17 protein-coding genes are annotated in these 17,924 nt (G+C 53.8%); 8 read left to right on the plus strand and 9 right to left on the minus strand.

Going from position 1 to position 17,924, the window contains the following annotated elements:
- Positions 1 to 44: 44 nt before the first annotated feature.
- Positions 45 to 671, minus strand: coding sequence for a uridine kinase (gene udk / locus AC2IBB_RS02305; protein WP_486331296.1), 627 nt, complete (start codon positions 669 to 671; stop codon positions 45 to 47).
- A gap of 311 nt (positions 672 to 982) precedes the next feature.
- On the opposite strand from udk, the gene AC2IBB_RS02310 reads away from it, so the two are divergent.
- The 4 genes from AC2IBB_RS02310 to AC2IBB_RS02325 all read left to right on the plus strand — a co-directional run bounded on the left by AC2IBB_RS02310 (position 983) and on the right by AC2IBB_RS02325 (position 5,736).
- Positions 983 to 2,308 carry a hypothetical protein gene (locus AC2IBB_RS02310; protein WP_486331297.1) on the plus strand — a complete coding sequence of 442 codons (1,326 nt, stop codon included), beginning with the start codon at positions 983 to 985 and terminating at the stop codon, positions 2,306 to 2,308.
- 696 nt (positions 2,309 to 3,004) lie between these two features.
- Complete coding sequence (locus tag AC2IBB_RS02315; protein ID WP_486331298.1) at positions 3,005 to 3,808, plus strand: rhodanese-like domain-containing protein; 804 nt, start codon at positions 3,005 to 3,007, stop codon at positions 3,806 to 3,808.
- Between the two features lie 126 nt (positions 3,809 to 3,934).
- Positions 3,935 to 5,251, plus strand: coding sequence for a sulfite oxidase (locus AC2IBB_RS02320; RefSeq protein WP_486331299.1), 1,317 nt, complete (start codon positions 3,935 to 3,937; stop codon positions 5,249 to 5,251).
- A gap of 155 nt (positions 5,252 to 5,406) precedes the next feature.
- Positions 5,407 to 5,736 carry a hypothetical protein gene (locus AC2IBB_RS02325; RefSeq protein WP_486331300.1) on the plus strand — a complete coding sequence of 110 codons (330 nt, stop codon included), beginning with the start codon at positions 5,407 to 5,409 and terminating at the stop codon, positions 5,734 to 5,736.
- 27 nt (positions 5,737 to 5,763) lie between these two features.
- Here AC2IBB_RS02325 and AC2IBB_RS02330 read toward each other — a convergent pair whose 3' ends face one another.
- The 8 genes from AC2IBB_RS02330 to AC2IBB_RS02365 form a co-directional block, all read right to left on the minus strand.
- The gene (locus AC2IBB_RS02330) at positions 5,764 to 6,087 is read right to left on the minus strand and encodes a hydrogenase maturation nickel metallochaperone HypA/HybF (protein WP_486331301.1); all 324 of its coding nucleotides are present in this window, start codon (positions 6,085 to 6,087) and stop codon (positions 5,764 to 5,766) included.
- 10 nt (positions 6,088 to 6,097) lie between these two features.
- Positions 6,098 to 6,574: a hydrogenase maturation protease gene (locus tag AC2IBB_RS02335; RefSeq protein WP_486331302.1), complete on the minus strand. Its 477-nt coding sequence runs from the start codon at positions 6,572 to 6,574 to the stop codon at positions 6,098 to 6,100.
- 18 nt (positions 6,575 to 6,592) lie between these two features.
- Positions 6,593 to 8,065, minus strand: coding sequence for a Ni/Fe hydrogenase subunit alpha (locus AC2IBB_RS02340; protein ID WP_486331303.1), 1,473 nt, complete (start codon positions 8,063 to 8,065; stop codon positions 6,593 to 6,595).
- 11 nt (positions 8,066 to 8,076) lie between these two features.
- Positions 8,077 to 8,640, minus strand: a complete 564-nt coding sequence (locus AC2IBB_RS02345; protein ID WP_486331304.1) for an NADH-quinone oxidoreductase subunit B family protein — start codon at positions 8,638 to 8,640, stop codon at positions 8,077 to 8,079.
- Positions 8,637 to 9,395: a 2Fe-2S iron-sulfur cluster-binding protein gene (locus AC2IBB_RS02350; protein ID WP_486331305.1), complete on the minus strand. Its 759-nt coding sequence runs from the start codon at positions 9,393 to 9,395 to the stop codon at positions 8,637 to 8,639. The genes AC2IBB_RS02345 and AC2IBB_RS02350 overlap by 4 nt, the downstream gene beginning before the upstream one ends.
- Positions 9,392 to 11,305, minus strand: a complete 1,914-nt coding sequence (locus AC2IBB_RS02355) for an NAD(P)H-dependent oxidoreductase subunit E (protein WP_486331306.1) — start codon at positions 11,303 to 11,305, stop codon at positions 9,392 to 9,394. The genes AC2IBB_RS02350 and AC2IBB_RS02355 overlap by 4 nt, the downstream gene beginning before the upstream one ends.
- Before the next feature lie 69 nt (positions 11,306 to 11,374).
- Complete coding sequence (locus AC2IBB_RS02360; protein ID WP_486331307.1) at positions 11,375 to 12,052, minus strand: SIR2 family NAD-dependent protein deacylase; 678 nt, start codon at positions 12,050 to 12,052, stop codon at positions 11,375 to 11,377.
- Positions 12,053 to 12,257: 205 nt separating this feature from the next.
- Positions 12,258 to 12,800, minus strand: a complete 543-nt coding sequence (locus AC2IBB_RS02365; RefSeq protein WP_486331308.1) for a glutathione peroxidase — start codon at positions 12,798 to 12,800, stop codon at positions 12,258 to 12,260.
- 254 nt (positions 12,801 to 13,054) lie between these two features.
- On the opposite strand from AC2IBB_RS02365, the gene AC2IBB_RS02370 reads away from it, so the two are divergent.
- From AC2IBB_RS02370 to AC2IBB_RS02385, 4 genes are all read left to right on the plus strand, one after another.
- Positions 13,055 to 13,825 (plus strand): glutathione S-transferase N-terminal domain-containing protein, encoded by a 771-nt coding sequence (locus AC2IBB_RS02370; RefSeq protein WP_486331309.1) that lies wholly within the window; start codon positions 13,055 to 13,057, stop codon positions 13,823 to 13,825.
- A 409-nt stretch (positions 13,826 to 14,234) separates the two neighbouring features.
- Complete coding sequence (locus tag AC2IBB_RS02375; RefSeq protein ID WP_486331310.1) at positions 14,235 to 15,155, plus strand: hypothetical protein; 921 nt, start codon at positions 14,235 to 14,237, stop codon at positions 15,153 to 15,155.
- 100 nt (positions 15,156 to 15,255) lie between these two features.
- Positions 15,256 to 16,140: a Tll0287-like domain-containing protein gene (locus AC2IBB_RS02380; protein ID WP_486331311.1), complete on the plus strand. Its 885-nt coding sequence runs from the start codon at positions 15,256 to 15,258 to the stop codon at positions 16,138 to 16,140.
- 350 nt (positions 16,141 to 16,490) lie between these two features.
- Complete coding sequence (locus tag AC2IBB_RS02385) at positions 16,491 to 17,921, plus strand: serine/threonine-protein kinase (protein WP_486331312.1); 1,431 nt, start codon at positions 16,491 to 16,493, stop codon at positions 17,919 to 17,921.
- Positions 17,922 to 17,924 lie beyond the last annotated feature (3 nt).

The raw sequence follows: 17,924 nt of genomic DNA on the forward strand, positions 1-17,924 counted from the left end.
TAGGACCCGGCGGCGTCGTTAACGCGGCTGCGGGTCCTTGAAAATCAAGCGAGTAGCTGCTTGATACGGGCTTTCAGCATTTCAATGGCGACGCGGTTTTTGCCGCCTTTAGGGACGATGATGTCTGCGTACTGCTTGGTGGGCTCGACAAACTCCAGAAACATAGGTCGAACAGTGGATTTGTACTGTTTGATGACCGATTCCATGGTTCTGCCACGCTCTTCTATGTCGCGCTGTAAACGTCTCAGCAGGCAGATATCCAGGGGCGTGTCGACAAAAATACTGGTGTCCAGACGACTACGGATATTTTTATCCGACAACAACAGGATGCCTTCGATAATGATGACCCGGCGCGGCTCCATGGAGATAGAATCTTTGGCCCGGTTGTGTTCTTTGTAGTCATAAACCGGCACCTCAATGGCGCGCTTTTCCTTGAGTTGGTCCATATGGCGCACCAGCAGACCGTGGTCGAAGGCGGATGGATGATCGTAGTTGGTCTTCAGCCTTTCCTCCATGGAAAGGTGGGTTTGGTCCTTGTAGTAAGAATCTTCTTTGATAATGCCGATATGGTGGGCGCCAACTTCTTCTTTCAGTTCGTCATAGATGGTGACGGATAAAAGGCTCTTGCCGGATGCGGAGGCTCCGGTGATGCCAATAAAAATGGGAGACATGCAGGAAATATCCAAATGTGGTCAGACCCGCCTAGTTTAATGCCTTGCTCCTGAACTGTCATGAACAGGGTCAATATTCCTGCCAGATTCCTTGTAAGCGGCATAGGGTTCGCCCCAGGTTATAGCCTGTCGTTTTAACGTGTAAATTAAGCGCTGCAGAGATAAGTTATATAAAAAACAATGTGATATGCCAGATCTGGCGTCCTTCTAGAGACTGCGTTCCAGCCGTCCGTCACAACCCACTCATCTCTGCGGATCTATGGCGAAGGCACTATTTCGCTATGCAAATATCAAGGAAATATGGAGTTATTATGATATCGACGAATCCCAAGAAACCGTTCGCTTACCTGGCTGCAGCCGCACTTTTCACATTTGTTGCTGCGCCTGCTATGGCGGCGCCTGCCCCGACACCTCATCATTTCGTTATTGAGCAGGATTTTGAATTAGGCATGAGGACTTATGACCCTGTCGTTATTGATGGAGTGACTGTTTTTCGCTGGTGGGGAAATCCCGATAATCCTTCAGTGAGCAATGAAAGGCCGAAGGACGGGAATTATTCAATGAAGTTTGAGTATAAGAGTACTCCTGATGCTGTAGATTCAAGCTCAGAGCAGCGCTTTGAAATACCTGCTGGAACCTCTGAATTAACAATTCAGTATGATCTGTTTATCCCAGAAAACTTTTATCATCGAACGCAAGATCACGTAGCTGATGCGAATAAAAGGCAAGATAATAATAAATTTTTAGTATTGTGGTCTGGGATATACAGCTCTTATGAGTCTAATAACTCTGCAGCTTTTGAATATCACCCATCACTACTGCAGAATGGTGCTTCTAAACTTGACTATCACCTTGGGCCAGGAAAATATGATGATCGTCATAAGTGGCCAACTACAGACCATATCATAGATCTATCTGATGCAGGGCAATGGGTTAACTATAAGGTTCATGTCAAGTTTTCAGAAGAAGGAAAAAGTAATGGAGAAATAACTTGGTGGAAAAATGGTAGTGTTTACTATGCTGTATCAGACTTGAATAATTATTCTGGATTCGGAAATTATATAGATAAAGGCTATCTTCTCGGGTGGTCAAACAGTGGCTTTTCAGAGGAAACAGTATTCTATTTGGATAATCTAAAAATAGATATTTACGATTATGTATACAAGAATACAACTCTATTCAAACTCCCTCAAGAGAAGTATACAAGCTATGACCTTGCTCAGGACAAAGGGGGGGCTGAAGATAGATATAATGATTTAGGCATTAAACTAACAGGAAATGCTTGGAAGAAAATTGAAGCGCCATACACTATCACACCTAACACAGTCTTGGAGTTTGATTATGTCGGTGATGTGGAAGCTGAGATTGAAGCGATCGGCTTTGCTAATACAAACTATTATAATAAAAATGCAACATTTAAACTCTCCGGCACTCAAAATACGGGAGCTGGTATTCGTGACTTCGATAACTACCCTAACGATAAGAAAGTAAAGCACTATGAAATACCTGTCGGCGAATACCTTAGTGGTGAATACCGGTATCTAACCTTTATCCGTGATCATGACGTAGCGTCACCAACAGGCTATAGCTTATTCAGTAATATTAGATTCTACGAAAAAGAAACAACGAACAACTAATAGCGCACTATACAGCTTGAGTTGTTTAACCTAAAAAAGTATGGCGGGCTGACTTGTGTTTTGATGGCGGTCAAGCTTGGCGTTAGCCATACATAAACAAAAGCGCCTCTGATGTTGGTGATTAGCCTGCGTCAGAGGCGATTTTTTTATTATTGGGAATAAGGTGGGAAATCGAGGAGAAACAGGTAGTAATGTAAAGAAATGTTTCAGAATTGATTTAAATGTTACTTAACAGCGTTAATCTCAATAAATTCTGTTATTTCAGTTGATCTGCACGCATCAATTGTTTTATTAATGTTCGCCACGAAGTATCACGTTAGATGACGTGGCTTCGCATCTCTGCAATCATAACGGACGCGTGCAGCTCTGTGAGCGGCGCGCTTTTTATTAATGGAAAACGAGGATATAGATGGACTTGCCCATGGATAGAATGCTCTCGACCTTGCCCCTGATCGGTTTCGCTCACTCAAGCTTTTCCAGATTGACCATTTAGTCCGTACGGCTGCCCTGGATTCATAGCGGCTCGGCTAATTTCCTGCGTTTTCGCTGCGCAGGCGCTCAGTCTGTGCGAGTATCGACAAAGATTGCGCCGCCCTCCGCTTAGAGAAAAGGAAGCCTGACGACACGCCTGTTCGCGCTTGATGTTTGCAAACATAAGTTCGGTATAAACAGCTTTATAACAAAGGACGTCATAAGATGTTTACATGTTCGCCACGCAATCTGGCATATATTGTATTTCTTCTTTTTACCCTCTCAGCCCATGCGGAGGAAGACGAATTCCCTGGTCGTCGCCAATACCCCGCGGTTGATTTTGTTGAACTTCAGGATTTCTATCAGCAGTTGGCTGCTGGCCAAATCGTCGCCGTCGACGTTCGGACGGACTATGAGTACAACACTCTGCATATAAAAGGCGCTTTCAACGTATCTTATACTTCTCACAACTTTGCAGAAGAGATGCTGGCGCTGCAGAAGCAGCATCCCGGCAAGAAACTGGCGCTGTACTGCAATGGAAAAACCTGTCTCAAGTCGTACAAAGCCGCCAGCAAATGCCGTAAATACGGCATCGAGAACGTCATCGTCTACGACGCGGGGGTGTTTGATTACGCCAAAGTCTATCCGCAAGACACCAACCTCTTCGGGGAAGTCCTGGGCGACCCTGGGCGTCTTATCGGTAAGGATAAACTCAAGGCGCACACGATCACCGTGGCGGAGTTTGAAGACAAAATCATCAAAACTGACGGCATTGTTCTGGATGTGCGCGACAAGCAGCAAAGAGAAGGCATCGCCATTTTCTTCATGCGTGAAAAGCGCGCGCCATTGGATCGCCCGGATTTAATCGATCGCTACATCAATCAGGCGAAAAAGCGAGATGTTCCGCTGCTGATCTACGATCAGGCGGGCAAGCAGATCCGGTGGCTGCAGTACTATCTGGAGAAGCAGAACGTATCTTCCTACTACTTCATGGCCGGAGGAATCGACGAATACTATAAAACGCTCTAGGCGAATCTGGCCGGCCGCGCGGAAAGGCCTTCTGGGCGCTTTCCGCGTCGCCTGAGCGTAAATCAGCGTTGATTCCAATTTATAAAACAAACCCTAGGCAAGGGACATAAAAAGTGAGGAACCACCATGACGGATGATAAGAAAGAACGGGGGCTGTATGAGTTGTACGCGGACGATCCTGAACGCGCGGATTACCTGGTATTCGGGCGACGCGCTCACTCCGATCGACGCGGTTTTCTGAAAGGCGCTGGTCTCGGCGCTATGGGCGCCATGTTGGGGATGGCGATTCCTTTTCATCGCAATTTCCCTTCCGGGCTGATACCCGCCGCCATGGCGGAAGACACGGAAATAGGCTTGTTCAGCGGTAAAGACGGACTCACGCTGCTGAATGATCGCCCGATCAATGCGGAAACCCCCGCCCACTTGCTTGATGACGCGGTTACGCCCACCAGCCGTCATTTCGTTCGTAATAACGGCGTAGTGCCGGATATTGCGCGCCGAATGGACGCATCTGACTGGAAACTGACCATCGATGGTGAAGTAGAGAAAGTGTTGGAGCTGTCGCTGGATGAGCTCAAGTCCAAGTTTAAGCCGGTCACTCTGAAGCTGCAGTTGGAGTGTGGCGGTAATGGACGCGCGGCGTTTAACCCTCCTGCGAAAGGCAATCAGTGGACGGTGGGGGCCATCGGCAACGCGGAGTGGACCGGGGTGCGTTACGCGGATTTGTTGAAGGCGGCGGGCGTCCAACCGTCAGCGATTTACACCGCGCATCACAGTCTGGACGGACACTTGTCCGGCGATCCCAGCAAAACCCCGATCTCCAGAGGCGTGCCCATTTCCAAGGCGATGGACCCTCACTCCATCATCGCCTATGCGATGAACGGCGAGCCTCTGCCGGCGCTGCATGGATTTCCTGTGCGCACCATCTGTCCGGGTTGGCCGGGGTCCACCTCGCAAAAATGGCTGAGCCGAATCCAGTTGCGGGAGGTGGTGCATGATGGCCCCAAAATGACCGGATCTTCCTATCGCGTACCCAGGTTTCCCGTGGCTCCGGGGGCGCATGTTGCGGACGAGGACTACCAAATCATAGAGTCCATGCCGGTCAAGTCCCTGATCACGACGCCTCAAACCAACCAGACTATCAAGACGCGCACCCTGAAAGTGCATGGCCATGCCTGGGCGGGGGATAATGTGGTTAAGCGCATGGATATCTCCTATGACTTCGGCGTCACCTGGGTGCAGGCGGACCTGAAAGCGCCACCCAATCCCTACTCCTGGCAGGAGTGGTATGCGGAAGTGACTTTCCCCACCCGCGGATACTACGAAATCTGGGCCAGAGCCACCGATGACAAAGGCAACATGCAGCCTTTCGCTGTGAACTGGAATCCTAAAGGGTACCTGAACAACAGCATGCACCGTATTGCGGTGGTTGTGGACGCCTGATCCGGGAAAGTGGTCAGCGCCCAATGATGTTTGGATGCTGACAGAAGCGCCCCTGGCTTTTCTCTCATTGGAAAGAAGAGCCAGCGGCGTGCTTGTGTAACCCTGGCTAACCAGAATACTTACGACTTTAATCCTCGTTAAAAAGAGGAAAAACCATGACAATAAAAACTCTGACTCTTTTCTTGTTCGCCAGCGCATTGAGCCTGACGAGTCCCACAACCAGCGCGGAGTCTCCTTTTGGCGCGGACTGGCCGGAAGGCCCAGGATCGCAGGAAGCCGGCGCATTGTGCGGCGCCTGTCATTCCCTGGCGCTGGTGAAACAGCAGGGGCTCAGCAAAGAAAGCTGGGATGAAGTGCTTATCTGGATGCAGGAAGAACAGGGCATGCCGGAACTCAATGCGGAATTGCGCAGTCTAATTTTGGAGTACCTGTCGACGAACTTTAATCCGGAGACGCACGCGCAACGTCGCAATAACGCGCCATGATGGGCCCATACAACGCCGGATTCAGGTTTATGCCACTTCTACGCCGCGCACGCGCACTTCCATGCCGGCGGTGACTTTTACGCCGAACCCACCGCAATGAGCGCAGGGGTCGTAGAGTTGGTGGAGCGGGGTGGATTGACGGCAGTGGGGGCATTGGCCTGCGCCGGGTATGGAGAGGTATTCCAGTGTGGCGTTTTCAACAACCGTGCCTTTGGCGACGGCGGTGAAGCAGAAGTCCATGGCGCTGGTTTCGACATGTGACAGTTCGCCGATTTCCAACACGATTTTGACCACCCGCTGAAAGCATTCCTTTGCCGCGCTGTCCTCAATCAATTGCACGACGTTCTCCATGATCGACAACTCATGCATGGCCGTTAAGTTTCTCTCTGCTCTGAAGCCAGCTCGCCAGATAGTCGAAAGCCTGATTGAGGTTGTGCTGGGCTTCTCGCGATAACGCCTCCTCGAAGCGATCAAAAACATATCCGCGAATGCCCATCAGGAAGGCTTCCGTATCGGCGCGAAACAGGGTGCGGGACAAGGTCACTACTGCTTGCGGAGACAGCACGTGGCTGCTCATGGGGCACTCGTCGTCCGCTTCGATTTGCTGGAGAAAAAAGGGCTTGCATCCGCGCAGGCTGGCGTCAATAAAGACGACCTGCTGATAACGACTTAGTTCCAGAGCGTCTTCCACCGTGAGCTGGTAATTAGTTTCCACGGTCACGCCAGCCAGTTTAAGCTCCGCGATGCGGTCCGCGCAGGCGGGTCCTAGCCCGTCGTCCTGGCGGCCGGGATTGCCGTAACCGATAACCAGGGTGGACAAGTTTAATTTCGTGGTCATAGCTGGGTTCCTGTGGACTTAATCTGACGCAATGTCCTGTCCCATATGCTGGCTGTTGCTGTGTATGAGCGCGCCGTCGGCATCGAACAGCTCCACGGTCAGCGGCATTTGCCCCAAGGCGTGGGTGGCGCAGGACAGGCAGGGATCATAGGCGCGTACGGCGACTTCCACGTGGTTCAGCATGCCTTCCGTGATGCGCTTCTTACCGCCCAGATATTTTCTCGCGACATCCGTGACGGCCCGGTTCATGCCGTTGTTGTTGTGAGTGGTGGAAACGATCAGGTTGCAGTAAGTGATCTGATCGTTCTTGTCGACTTTATAGTGGTGGAATAAAGAGCCCCGCGGCGCTTCGATGACGCCGACGCCTTCTTCCCGACGTTCTCCAGTGACCCGCAGATCGGCGCCTTGCAGGTCCGGGTCCAGCAGCAGCTCGTGAATCTTCTCCACGCAGTGCAGCACTTCGATCATGCGCGCCCAGTGATAGGCCAGACTCATATGGTTGGGCTTATTGTGGGTCAACGTCCTGAATTCCTTATGCTCGGCGTTCGCCAGGGGCGTATCGATAAAGGCGACATTATTCAGGCGGGACAAGGGGCCGACGCGATACCAGCCGTCCAGCGCGCCGCGACTTTTTATGAAGGGAAATTTCATGTACGACCAGGGCCGTACTTCCTCCATGATGTAGTCATTAAAGTCCTGATAATCCACGTGATCGAAGATAATATTGCCGGCGGCGTCAGTGGCGCGCAGGCCGCCGTGATACAGATCCAGCGCCCCGTCTTCGCGCACCAGGGACAAATGGCTGGAGTTGAAGTTAGCGAACTGCTCCACCTGAGACAGGTGTTCAAGCGTGTAACCCTTGGCGACGTCCACTGCGCCTTTGGCCCAGACTTTCATCTGCTCAATGTCCTGCAGTAACAGATCTCTTTCCTGCAGAGACAGATTTTTGTTGATGCCGCCGGGGATCGCACCGGTGCCGTGAATTTTCTTGCCGGCGGTATGCAGAATCACCTCTTGGCCGTATTTACGCATCAGCACGCCCTGTTTGGCCAGATCGGGAAACTCTTTGATGACGTTGAAGATATTACGCTTGCCGCGAGGCGCGTCGAAACCAAATAACAGATCCGGCGAGCTCAGGTGAAAGAAATGCAGGACGTTGCTTTGCATCACCTGACCGTAGTGCATCAAACGGCGCATTTTCTCCGCTGTCGGCGGCAGTGCGTCAGCGCCGACGATCACATCCATCGCCTTGGCGGCGGCGATGTGGTGGCTGACCGGGCAGATGCCGCAGAGACGCTGTACGATCACCGGCGCCTCCCATAACAGGCGTCCGCGAATGAAACGCTCAAAGCCGCGAAACTCCACAATGTGCAGGCGAGCCTCCGCCACGTTGTTGTCGTCATCCAGGTGAATGGTGACCTTGCCGTGACCTTCCACGCGGGTGACCGGCTCGATTTCCACAATGCGGGTTTTGGGCTTATCAATATTCATCAGCGCCAGTCCTAATCGTATTTGATCATGTGGTATTCCTGCGGGGCCGGCTCGCCTTTGATCAGCGCCGCCAATGTGGCCCAGAGCACTTCTCCAGAAGGCGGGCAGCCGGGAATCTGGTAGTCGATTTTGACCACTTCCGCGCAGGTGTATACCTTGTCCAGCAACAACGGCAGCGCTGCGTCATTGGGAATCTGATTACCGGGGTTATACACCTTGGCGCTGCTGGAATAGGCCTCTTCCAGGCACTCTCGCAATGGGTCTTCCGAATGCATGATGGCGTTACGCATCACCGGCAGGCCGCCCATGATGGCGCATTGCCCCACCGCCACCAGCACGTCGCAGTGCCTGCGGAACTCCTGCAGGGTGTGGACGTTTTCTTCATTGCAGCAACCGCCTTCGATTACGCCGATATCGCAGCGGCGGGAAAAGGTTTTGAAATCGGTCAGCGGGGAACGGTCAAACTCCGCCAGCTCCATCAATTCCAGGATGTGCTCGTCCATGTCCAATAAGGACATATGGCACCCGAAACAGCCCGCCAGAGAAACCGTGGCGATGCGCTTTTTACGTTTCATGACGATTCCTCGGATGGATCGATCTGATGCACGGCGATGCGGTTTTTATGGCGGGACTCGATTTCCCAGCCGATGGGTTTGTTGTCGAACTGGCGTTGGCCTATCGGGGCGAAAAAGCCCTCTCTTTTACGGATGATGCAGCCGACCGGACAGACTTCCAGAGACATGGCGTAGTCGTCAATGGAGGCGTCGCTGGCGGCCAGGTTCTCCGCATTGACGCCAATTCGCTTATGAATGCCGCGCCCCACATATTCAAAGATATTCTTGCCGTCCACATCCCGGGAGGCGCGAATACAGCGCCCGCATAAGATGCAGCGGTTGGTGTCCAGGGCGATATCCGGGTGGGAGGCGTCCACCGGGCGCACCGGTTGCAGATAGGGATACTGGCTGTCCTGGGAAATGCCCAGGCGGTACGCCATGGCCTGTAGCTCGCAGCGACCGCTGGCCTCACAGATCGGACACAGATGATTGCCTTCGTGAAACAGCATGCGCACCAGATCGCGGCGGTATCCCTGGACTTGCGGCGTATCGTTTTCCACCACGACGCCAGGTTCCGCAGGCTGTGTACAGGCGGCGGCAGTGCGACCGTTGACCTTTACCGTACAGACGCGACAACTGCCTTGCGGAACCAGTCCCTCCGCGTCGCACAGACGGGGAATGTAAACGCCGGCGTCGTCGCAGGCGTCCATGATGGTTTGGCCGGATTTGGCGACGATGGTTTCGCCATCTACGGTGAATTCGAACTCTGTGCTCATTCTTTGTCTCCATACGCCGGGTCATAGATGAGCGAGCGCCGCTTGGCGATGATCCTGGCCTTGTCCAGCGCCTTTTGAATATTAAAACCCGCCTGCATGCCTCCGGGTCGCTCTTTCACCATGGCGGAGTACACCAGGGGGAAATATTCCATAGTGGAGAGTATGGGGTTGGGGGAGGTGTGACCGAGCCCACATCTGCTGGTGGCGATGATGGTGTCGCTCAGGTTGCGCAGATAATCCAGATCCTCCGGTTCGCCCTCTCCGTGCATGATTTTTTCCAGTCCTTTTTTCAGGAAAACGTTGCCGACGCGACAAGGCGTGCAGTAGCCGCAGCTTTCCTCGATGAAAAAGTCCATGTAGTAGGCGGCGGCTTCAAGAATGTTGCGGGAACTGTTGAAGCAGACAATGGCGCCGGCGGAGGCGAGATCTTCAAAACACAGTCGGCGGTGAAATTCGGTGCGTCCTACTATCTGGCCGCTGGCGCCGCCGACTACGATAGCGGCGGCGTCCTTTGCGCCGGCCTGCGCGAGAATTTCTTCCAGAGTGACGCCAAAAGCAACTTCATAGATGCCGGGACGTGCGCAGTCTCCGCTGACGCTGAGCATTTTGGTTCCGGAACTGCCCGTGGTTCCCATGCCGCGAAACCAGGGTGCGCCTTGCGCCATGATGCGTGGAACGCAGCTCAGGGTTTCCACATTATTGACCACGGTGGGATAGCCCTGATACCCCGATTGCACGGGAAATGGCGGACGATTTTTGGGTTCGCCGCGCTTGCCTTCACAGGAGCTGATCAGAGAGCTTTCTTCCCCGCAAATATAGGCGCCGGCGCCCATCTGAATCCGAATATCGAAAGTAAAATCCTCTCGTCCGAGAATGCCCGAGCCCAGTAAATTCTGTTCCCGGCGACGTTGCAGTATCTCTTCCAGATAGGCGCGCAGATAGCGGTATTCGCCGCGCAGATAGAGAATGCCGTGGCGTGCGCCCACCGCGTAGGCGGCGATTGTCATACCGGCGAACAGCAAATCAGGTTTTTCGGTCAGCAACACGCGATCCTTGAACGTGCCGGGTTCGCCTTCATCCGCGTTACAGATGACGTAACGTTCTTCGGCGGGAGTATTCGCCGCCAGCCGCCATTTTCTGCCTGTAGGAAACCCGGCGCCGCCGCGTCCGCGCAGCAGCGACTCTTCGACCTGGGCGATCACCTCTTGCGGAGATAATTGCAAAGCGGCGCGTAGGCCCTGTTCTGGATCGGCGTCGGTCAAAAGAACCGGTCCGGGCTGGCGAATATTATTGCGCACCATGGCCTGGACCAAAGGGTGGCTGTTAGCGCCATCGCCGGTCTTGCCGATCAGCGTTTGCGGGTCTTTGGTCTTGCGCAGGGTTCGCAGGATGCTTTTGACTTTGGCTGGCGTCAGACGGGTGACAACAACGTCGTTGATCAATGCCGCAGGGGCCTGATCGCACATGCCGATGCAGGGCGTAAGTTCCAGGGAAAATGCGCCGTCGGCGCTGGTTGCGCCCGGCTGGATTCCGAGAGCGTCGGAAAACGCCTCGGCCACCGCCTGTGCGCCGGCATGACGGTCGACGATGTCATCGCACAAGCGAATGGTGATATCGCCTTTGCGTTTGTCGGAAAAAAAGGCATAGAAACTGACGACGCCTTCCACTTCCACCCGGTAGGTGCCGGTAAGCGAGGCGATCAGCGACATCGCCTCGCCATCGATGCAGCGCAGCTTGTCCTGCACTTGCCACAGGATATCCATCATCCGGCGCGGATCGTTATCATAGTCGGCGCAGGCTTGCTTGATGAGCGCTGCGTTATTGTTATCCATGCTTCGTCCCGTCGGCGCGTGCGAGATTTCCCGATTGGGTTGATGACGCTGAGCGGCGAACGCAGGTCGCAACGCCACCCAGCGTATTCCATAGTATCGTCAGACAGGGAAGGTATTTTGACCTACGTCTGTTTTTCCCTGAAAAATCTATAGCTTAAGAGATGCGATCCATTCAGGTACGCCGGCGCAGGCGGTTTTACGGATAATCGTGGCGCCTTTGACTTTCACATCTTCGCCGGGATCGATCACCGTTATTGGACAACCGGGCGGCGCGGCGTACGCCAATCCCGCGGCGGGATAGACCTGCAGAGAGGTGCCCACCACCAATAGAACGTCCGCCGTGGCGACGATATCCGCAGCGGTCTCCAGCATCGGGACCATTTCTCCGAACCAGACCACATGCGGTCGCATTTGTTTGCCTTGAGGACATAGATCGCCCAGCGCAATATCACGGTCATCGAGATCAACCAGATAACGTTCATCGACACTGCTGCGCGCTTTCATGATTTCACCGTGCAGGTGTACAACATTGCTGGACCCTGCGCGCTCGTGCAAGTCGTCGATGTTTTGCGTAACGATGGTGACGCGATGTTGCGACTCCAGCGCGGCGAGGGCCATGTGCGCGGCATTGGGCTGGGCTTCCCTGGCCAGTTGGCGACGGGTGTTGTAAAACTCCAGCACCAATTGCGGGTTGCGTTCCCAGCCGCCGGGAGACGCCAGATCATGTATGCTGTATTGATTCCACAGCCCGCCTGCGTCCCGGAATGTAGGCAGACCACTTTCGGCGCTGACGCCAGCGCCGCTGAGCACGACAATATGAGTCACGAGCTTTCCTCAGTTTATGTATCGCTGTGCGTTCACCGGCTGAAGCCGGACTGTTAAGAGCCGCGATAGACAGGGCCTGAGCTGTGCCGGCCCTGTCGTTGCAGACAAATAAAAGGAAGCTATTTGTCTGTCTGATTAATAAGCGGCCCTTTACGGCTAAACATAGCCCGCTGCGACGTCCGGGTAAAGCTCGGACGGATCAGCCTCAGAGCGCGCTTTCCACCGCCGCGACGAAGTCTGGATCTTCCGGTGTGGTGCGACTGGGAAACGCTGCGACTACGCGACCTTCTTTGTCTATCACATATTTGTGAAAATTCCATTGCGGCGGTTGCCCGGTCTGCTCTGCGAGATTCCGGAACAGAGGATGGGCGTTGGGGCCTTTTACAGGGTGAGCGTCCGTCATAGTGAAAGTCACGCCGTAATTGACGAAGCATACTTCAGCGGTTTTTCCTGCGTCATCATCTTCCTGGTTGAAGTCATCCGACGGCATGCCGATGACTTCCAGTCCCTGCTCCTGATAACGTTTATACATCGCCTCCAGGCCTTCGAACTGAGGCGTGAAACCGCAATAACTGGCGGTATTGACGATAACCAGTGGTTTGCCGGCGAAGCGCTCACATAAATTGATGGTCTGGCTGGAGTGCAGCTTCTTGACCTCGCCGTCCAGTAAGGCGGGGCATCCCGCCAGCGCTGAGGCGCTCTGGCAAAGTAGAAGACTCAATAGCGTGGGTTTTAATAGTTTGGACATGACTGTTTTCCTTGTTAGTCAGGACTGACTGATTGTGCGTCAAGGAGCCGTGGGAAGTCTATTCCGACGGCTAGCAGCGGGAGACAGGGCCTGACTTATGCCGGCTCTGTCGTCGCAAATAGAAGGAAGCTATTTGGCAGCCTGATTAATAGTGTTTACGACACGCACCTTCATAGAGATTGCGAGAGCCACTTGAACCGGTGAAAAAAGCGGGCCTAGAATAACTGACCTTTGGTCATTGCGAGGCGTTCGCCATGTTCAGTTCCCACAACATTGATGTGTTCGGCTCCACGTTGGCGTCCACCCTGCGGCGCTGGCGGGGCACTATGGGCAGTCGGAAAACGGTGCAACCTGAAAAAGCGCCGGAGCTATTTGATCGTGAGGGCTGTCCCCATTGTCGCCTGGTGCGGGAAGCGCTGACGGAGTTAAACCTCGACGCCCTGATCTATCCGGTTCCGCAAGGCGGCGTCAGACACCGCCAGCGTTTGCAGGAACTTTCCGGGAGCGAGACGGTCCCATTTCTCTACGATCCTAACACGGATGAAAAAATCGCTGGCGCCCAGGACATAATCATTTATCTGTTTCGTCAATATCGCGCCAAGGAGCCTCCAGCCGCGCTGAAGGAGTCCTTCATCAACCTGACCGGCTCAAGGCTGGCCACGCTGGTGCGGGCGGGCAAAGGACTGAAGGCGGCTCCGTCGAGTGCCCCGAGGAAGCCCCTGGCGCTGTACAGCTTTGAGTCCAGTCCCTATTCGCGATTAGTGCGCGAACGCCTGTGTGAGCTGGAGCTGCCCTATCGTCTGATCAATTTGAGCAAACAGCAGAGGGCGGATTTGGGACCGGCTTTGCAGCGGCTGCACTTGGGTGAATACAGGCCAGTGCCGGGAAGTAAAAGAGAGGTTTTTCTCAAGGAGCATGGACGGGTGCAGGCGCCGTTTCTGGTTGATCCGAATCGTGGAGAAGGCGCGGGAATGTTTGAATCCGCCGACATTCTCAAGTATCTGAATACCGCCTACGCTGTCTGAGCTTGCGGATTGTGCTGATAAATACTTGAAAGCATTCATATTCCCGCCGCGTTATACTGTCGCTTCGTAACATACCGCGCGTCCTCGCAGCCTAGTGGGACGTGCGCCGCGTGTTCGATCAGGGAGATTCCTTTCATTTGGGGGTGGGTGAAATGAGGAGGGCGTTTCGCAACAAACTCTCATGACTGACAAAATAGGCATTGAAGCCAACGCGGGCAATTGCCATGATTAGCAGCTCGGCCTGCGCCGCTTAACGCGGTCGGATGCGCCAATTATGGAATCTCGAATAACTATCTGGATGAATGTGCTAGGGCTAGAAATGAAAAATAAGTTGTCTGCGAAGGACTTGTGCTTCTCTATACCGCGTAATCTGCTTTTGGCGGGAGCGGTCGCTCTCAGTGGCTGTAACATGTCGTCGCTTAAACCCTCGACGGATTCCGGCGCCACGACGGAAGACAAGCAATACGCTACCGCTGCCTCTACTACTCCTGAATCGACAAATGCGACGGCTTCGCAAACAGGAATCACGCCCGTTGTGACCGACGCAACATCGGAAACGGGATCTGCGACAATGGAAAATGTCGACAGCGCTGATCAGGCAGGCGCAGGGGACAGTACGCAGAAAACCACACCGAATGCAAAACAGAAAAGCGCCACGCCCGCCGCTAAAAAGACCGTAAAGGAAAAAACGGCGACCAAAAAAACTACCAGCTCCTCAAACGGCGCTTCCGCGAAAAAGAAAGAAGCGGAGAAGCCGCAAACCAGGTTGGCGACGACAAAAGAAAGCGTAAATAAAGAGCCCACGAAAAAAGAAGCGCCTGCAGCCAGCGCAGAGACCAAACCTGTCGTTGAGACCGCTATGCTGTCGCAACCAAAAGAAACATCAGGACTACAGATTACCAGTAGCATGTTGCCCTATGATTTTGGCGGCTGGATGTTGGAGAAGGATTGGGATAGCGCGCACATCGGCGTATGCCGACTGCGCTCGGAGCGTCATCCGATCTTCGACGGCTATGAGAATTCCAGCGTGTGGATTGAGGTGTTGGCCAAAGAGGTCAATGTTTACACAAGGTCGAATGTCGACCTGACCTATCCAGGCGTTGGGCTGCAATTAGCGGAACAGAAAGTCCTGGACTTTAATGAAGTGTTTCAGGACACAAACGCACGGATAAAAGGGGATCATAGCCGCGCTCTGCTAAACGCCAGCAAACTGACGGTTAAATTAGGTTTCTGGCCCAGCTGGCCGCAAACCCAAATCCAGCAAGCGGTAATACCAGCGTCGGTATTGAAGCAGGCGATTCCAGTTTTTCTCAACTGCAAAAATCTGTAATTCGAAGACCAGATACGGGACGAGCGGCGGCGCCAAAGGTAATTGCAACGACCGCCCAGCCTGATAATAAAGTAAATCATAGCTGAAGGATGTTTCGGGGATGACCTTAAGACTTAAATTTAACCTTGTACTGGGTTTGGCTTCTTGCGCGGGCATCGCTCTGGCGGCTTTCCTGGTTTATAAACTGTTGCAGGAAAATGCGCGGGAAGAAGTGCTCGACAGCGCCCGGATCATGATGCAGAGCGCGTTCGCCGTTCGTGGCTATACCGTTGATGAAGTTCGCCCACTGCTGGCGCTGCAGCAGAAACGCCAGTTTTTGCCGCAGACCGTGCCGGCATACGCTGCGCACCGTTATATCGGCAAGCTGCAAAAGGAATACCCTGAATACAGCTATCGGGAAGCCACATTAAACCCAACCAACCCGGCGGATCGCGCTTCAGATTGGGAAGCGGACATCATTAATCACTTCCGCAACAACGATGGCGCGACAGAGCTGGTCGGCACCCGGCCAACGCCGACAGGCCCCTCACTGTACATGAGCCGCCCGATCAAGATCACCGATCCGAATTGTCTGGCCTGCCATAGCACGCCCAGCGCGGCGCCGCAGACAATGATCGACATGTATGGCAGTTCTAACGGTTTTGGCTGGAAGCAGGATGAAGTGGTCGGCGCCCAGATCGTATCGGTGCCCATGTCGCTGCCGCTGCAGCGGGCGGACGAAACCTTCAAACTGTTCATTGGCTTGCTGGTGGGCGTGTTCCTGGTTATTGCAGTGTTGCTGAACGTCATGCTGGACTTCGTGGTTATCCGACCGGTCAAGAAGTTGTCCGATAAAGCCAACGAGGTCAGTCTGGGCGCCCTTGAGGCGGAGGAAATGCCGGTGAAAGGCAACGATGAGATTTCTTCTCTGACGCAGTCCTTTAACCGCATGCACCGCAGTTTGGCTAACGCTGTCAGATTGTTAGACGAAACTGGCGAGCCTTGAGCATAAAATATCCTGCTCAGGCATGACGCCGACGCGCCCGACGCCAGTGCCGGGCGCGTTTTGATTACAACCTTTTAAGTGGCCGCTATGGCGATAGCATCAAGGTTCGCGTTATATTGGCCGCACTGTAAGTCAAGTCCGGGACCTCTTCTCAAACTTACAAAAATCAACGAATTGGTTTGTATGGTTCGAGTAAGCGTAGAGTAAGCTTACCTATACTGAAGGACTTTTGGGGATACGCCGCACTGCTCTGTGCGCAGTCGGGTTAAATCGGATGTTACACGGAAGACGGCTGTCGGCGCCCGCTCATCAGCGGCGTGGCGGTTTGCTTTGCTCAGTACGTAAGAACTATGTCGACGAAACCACCATTTGACGTAATCGGAAAATACAGCGTTGAGACCACCATCGGCCAGGGCGCAATGGGCGTGGTGTACAAAGGTCATGATCCGGATATTGATCGCCCGGTCGCTATCAAAATGCTGCACGCCCACCTGATGGTGGACCAAACTGATGGAGGCCTGTTAGCCCGTTTCCGTCAGGAAGCCCAGGCGGCGGCCCGCTGTCTGCACACCAATATCGTTACCGTCTTTGATTTCGGCGTCTTTAAAAACTCGCCCTATATGGTGATGGAGTTCGTCGACGGCATAGATTTGCGCTCCTTTTTACGGGAAAGCATGCAGCTCTCCGTGCGCCAGATTGGCGATCTGGCTATTCAGGTGCTGGAAGCTCTGGATTACGCCCACTTGAAAGGGGTGGTGCACCGCGACGTTAAACCCGCCAATATTCTTTTGCTGGAGTCCGGTCATGTGAAAGTGACGGATTTCGGCGTCGCAAAACTGGATACCTCCGAGCTGACCAATGTCGGCGACGTGATCGGCACGCCCAGTTACATGTCTCCGGAAGCCCTGCGCGGCGACCGTGTTGATGGGCGCAGCGACTTGTTTTCCGCTGGCATCGTACTGCTGGAATTAATCGCCGGTAAACGTCCGCAAAAGGGCGGTCTGCCCTGGACGGAAAAAGAGATCCTGCAATTCATCGCTGACAGCCCTACGCTGCCGGTGCAATTGGATCGCGCCTTCGCTGGTTTGCTGGCGAAAGCATTGACCGCAGATCCAAAAGACCGTTATGAAACCGGGCAGGAATTCGCCATCGCCTTGAAGACGTTGCTGGCGCCTAATCAAGTGTATGTACCGGACCTTAACGATCTCGCCGCCACGGTGATCCAAAGCAAGGTCACTTTCGCCGGGCGTCAGTCGGATCAACCTTCTACATACAGTTCGACTTCAAGCTCACAAATTGCGTTGTCGCCGGAAGTCTCTTTGATCCTGAGTCAGACGCTGGCGCCATTCCTTGGGCCGGTGGCGCATCATATGATTCGTAACGCCGCCGCGTCATCTGCGACTTTGCAGGAGATGATTGAGAAGCTTTCCCGTCATATTCCTAATGAGGCGGAGCGTCGAAATTTCCTCAATACGCTGAATCGCACCGGCATTCGCTCTATGCCCAGCGAAACCACTGGCAGCGGCGCATCGCGCATCACCACCATTGGGTCGCGTACGTCCATCAAGCCCGGCGCTGGTCCGCTAACGCTGAGTGGAGAGACCCTGCAGAAGCTGACCCAGTTGCTGGCGCATCATGTTGGCCCTTTAGCGTCGCGGCTGGTGCGTAAATCGGTGAAAAGCTCATCGGATATGGAGACGCTGTTCAAGGATTTGGCCAACAGCATTCCAGACGAATCGGAACGCACCCAGTTTATTTCCAAAGCGCGTAAATCGATCTAAAAG

This window comes from Hahella sp. NS-SX17 (genome assembly GCF_057367735.1).

Coding starts and splice junctions, on each gene's coding strand:
- udk (WP_486331296.1), bottom strand. CDS start 671: ATGTCTCCCATTTTTATTGGCATCACCGGAGCCTCCGCATCCGGCAAG.
- AC2IBB_RS02310 (WP_486331297.1), top strand. CDS start 983: ATGATATCGACGAATCCCAAGAAACCGTTCGCTTACCTGGCTGCAGCC.
- AC2IBB_RS02315 (WP_486331298.1), top strand. CDS start 3,005: ATGTTTACATGTTCGCCACGCAATCTGGCATATATTGTATTTCTTCTT.
- AC2IBB_RS02320 (WP_486331299.1), top strand. CDS start 3,935: ATGACGGATGATAAGAAAGAACGGGGGCTGTATGAGTTGTACGCGGAC.
- AC2IBB_RS02325 (WP_486331300.1), top strand. CDS start 5,407: ATGACAATAAAAACTCTGACTCTTTTCTTGTTCGCCAGCGCATTGAGC.
- AC2IBB_RS02330 (WP_486331301.1), bottom strand. CDS start 6,087: ATGGAGAACGTCGTGCAATTGATTGAGGACAGCGCGGCAAAGGAATGC.
- AC2IBB_RS02335 (WP_486331302.1), bottom strand. CDS start 6,574: ATGACCACGAAATTAAACTTGTCCACCCTGGTTATCGGTTACGGCAAT.
- AC2IBB_RS02340 (WP_486331303.1), bottom strand. CDS start 8,065: ATGAATATTGATAAGCCCAAAACCCGCATTGTGGAAATCGAGCCGGTC.
- AC2IBB_RS02345 (WP_486331304.1), bottom strand. CDS start 8,640: ATGAAACGTAAAAAGCGCATCGCCACGGTTTCTCTGGCGGGCTGTTTC.
- AC2IBB_RS02350 (WP_486331305.1), bottom strand. CDS start 9,395: ATGAGCACAGAGTTCGAATTCACCGTAGATGGCGAAACCATCGTCGCC.
- AC2IBB_RS02365 (WP_486331308.1), bottom strand. CDS start 12,800: ATGTCCAAACTATTAAAACCCACGCTATTGAGTCTTCTACTTTGCCAG.
- AC2IBB_RS02370 (WP_486331309.1), top strand. CDS start 13,055: ATGTTCAGTTCCCACAACATTGATGTGTTCGGCTCCACGTTGGCGTCC.
- AC2IBB_RS02375 (WP_486331310.1), top strand. CDS start 14,235: ATGTCGTCGCTTAAACCCTCGACGGATTCCGGCGCCACGACGGAAGAC.
- AC2IBB_RS02380 (WP_486331311.1), top strand. CDS start 15,256: ATGACCTTAAGACTTAAATTTAACCTTGTACTGGGTTTGGCTTCTTGC.
- AC2IBB_RS02385 (WP_486331312.1), top strand. CDS start 16,491: ATGTCGACGAAACCACCATTTGACGTAATCGGAAAATACAGCGTTGAG.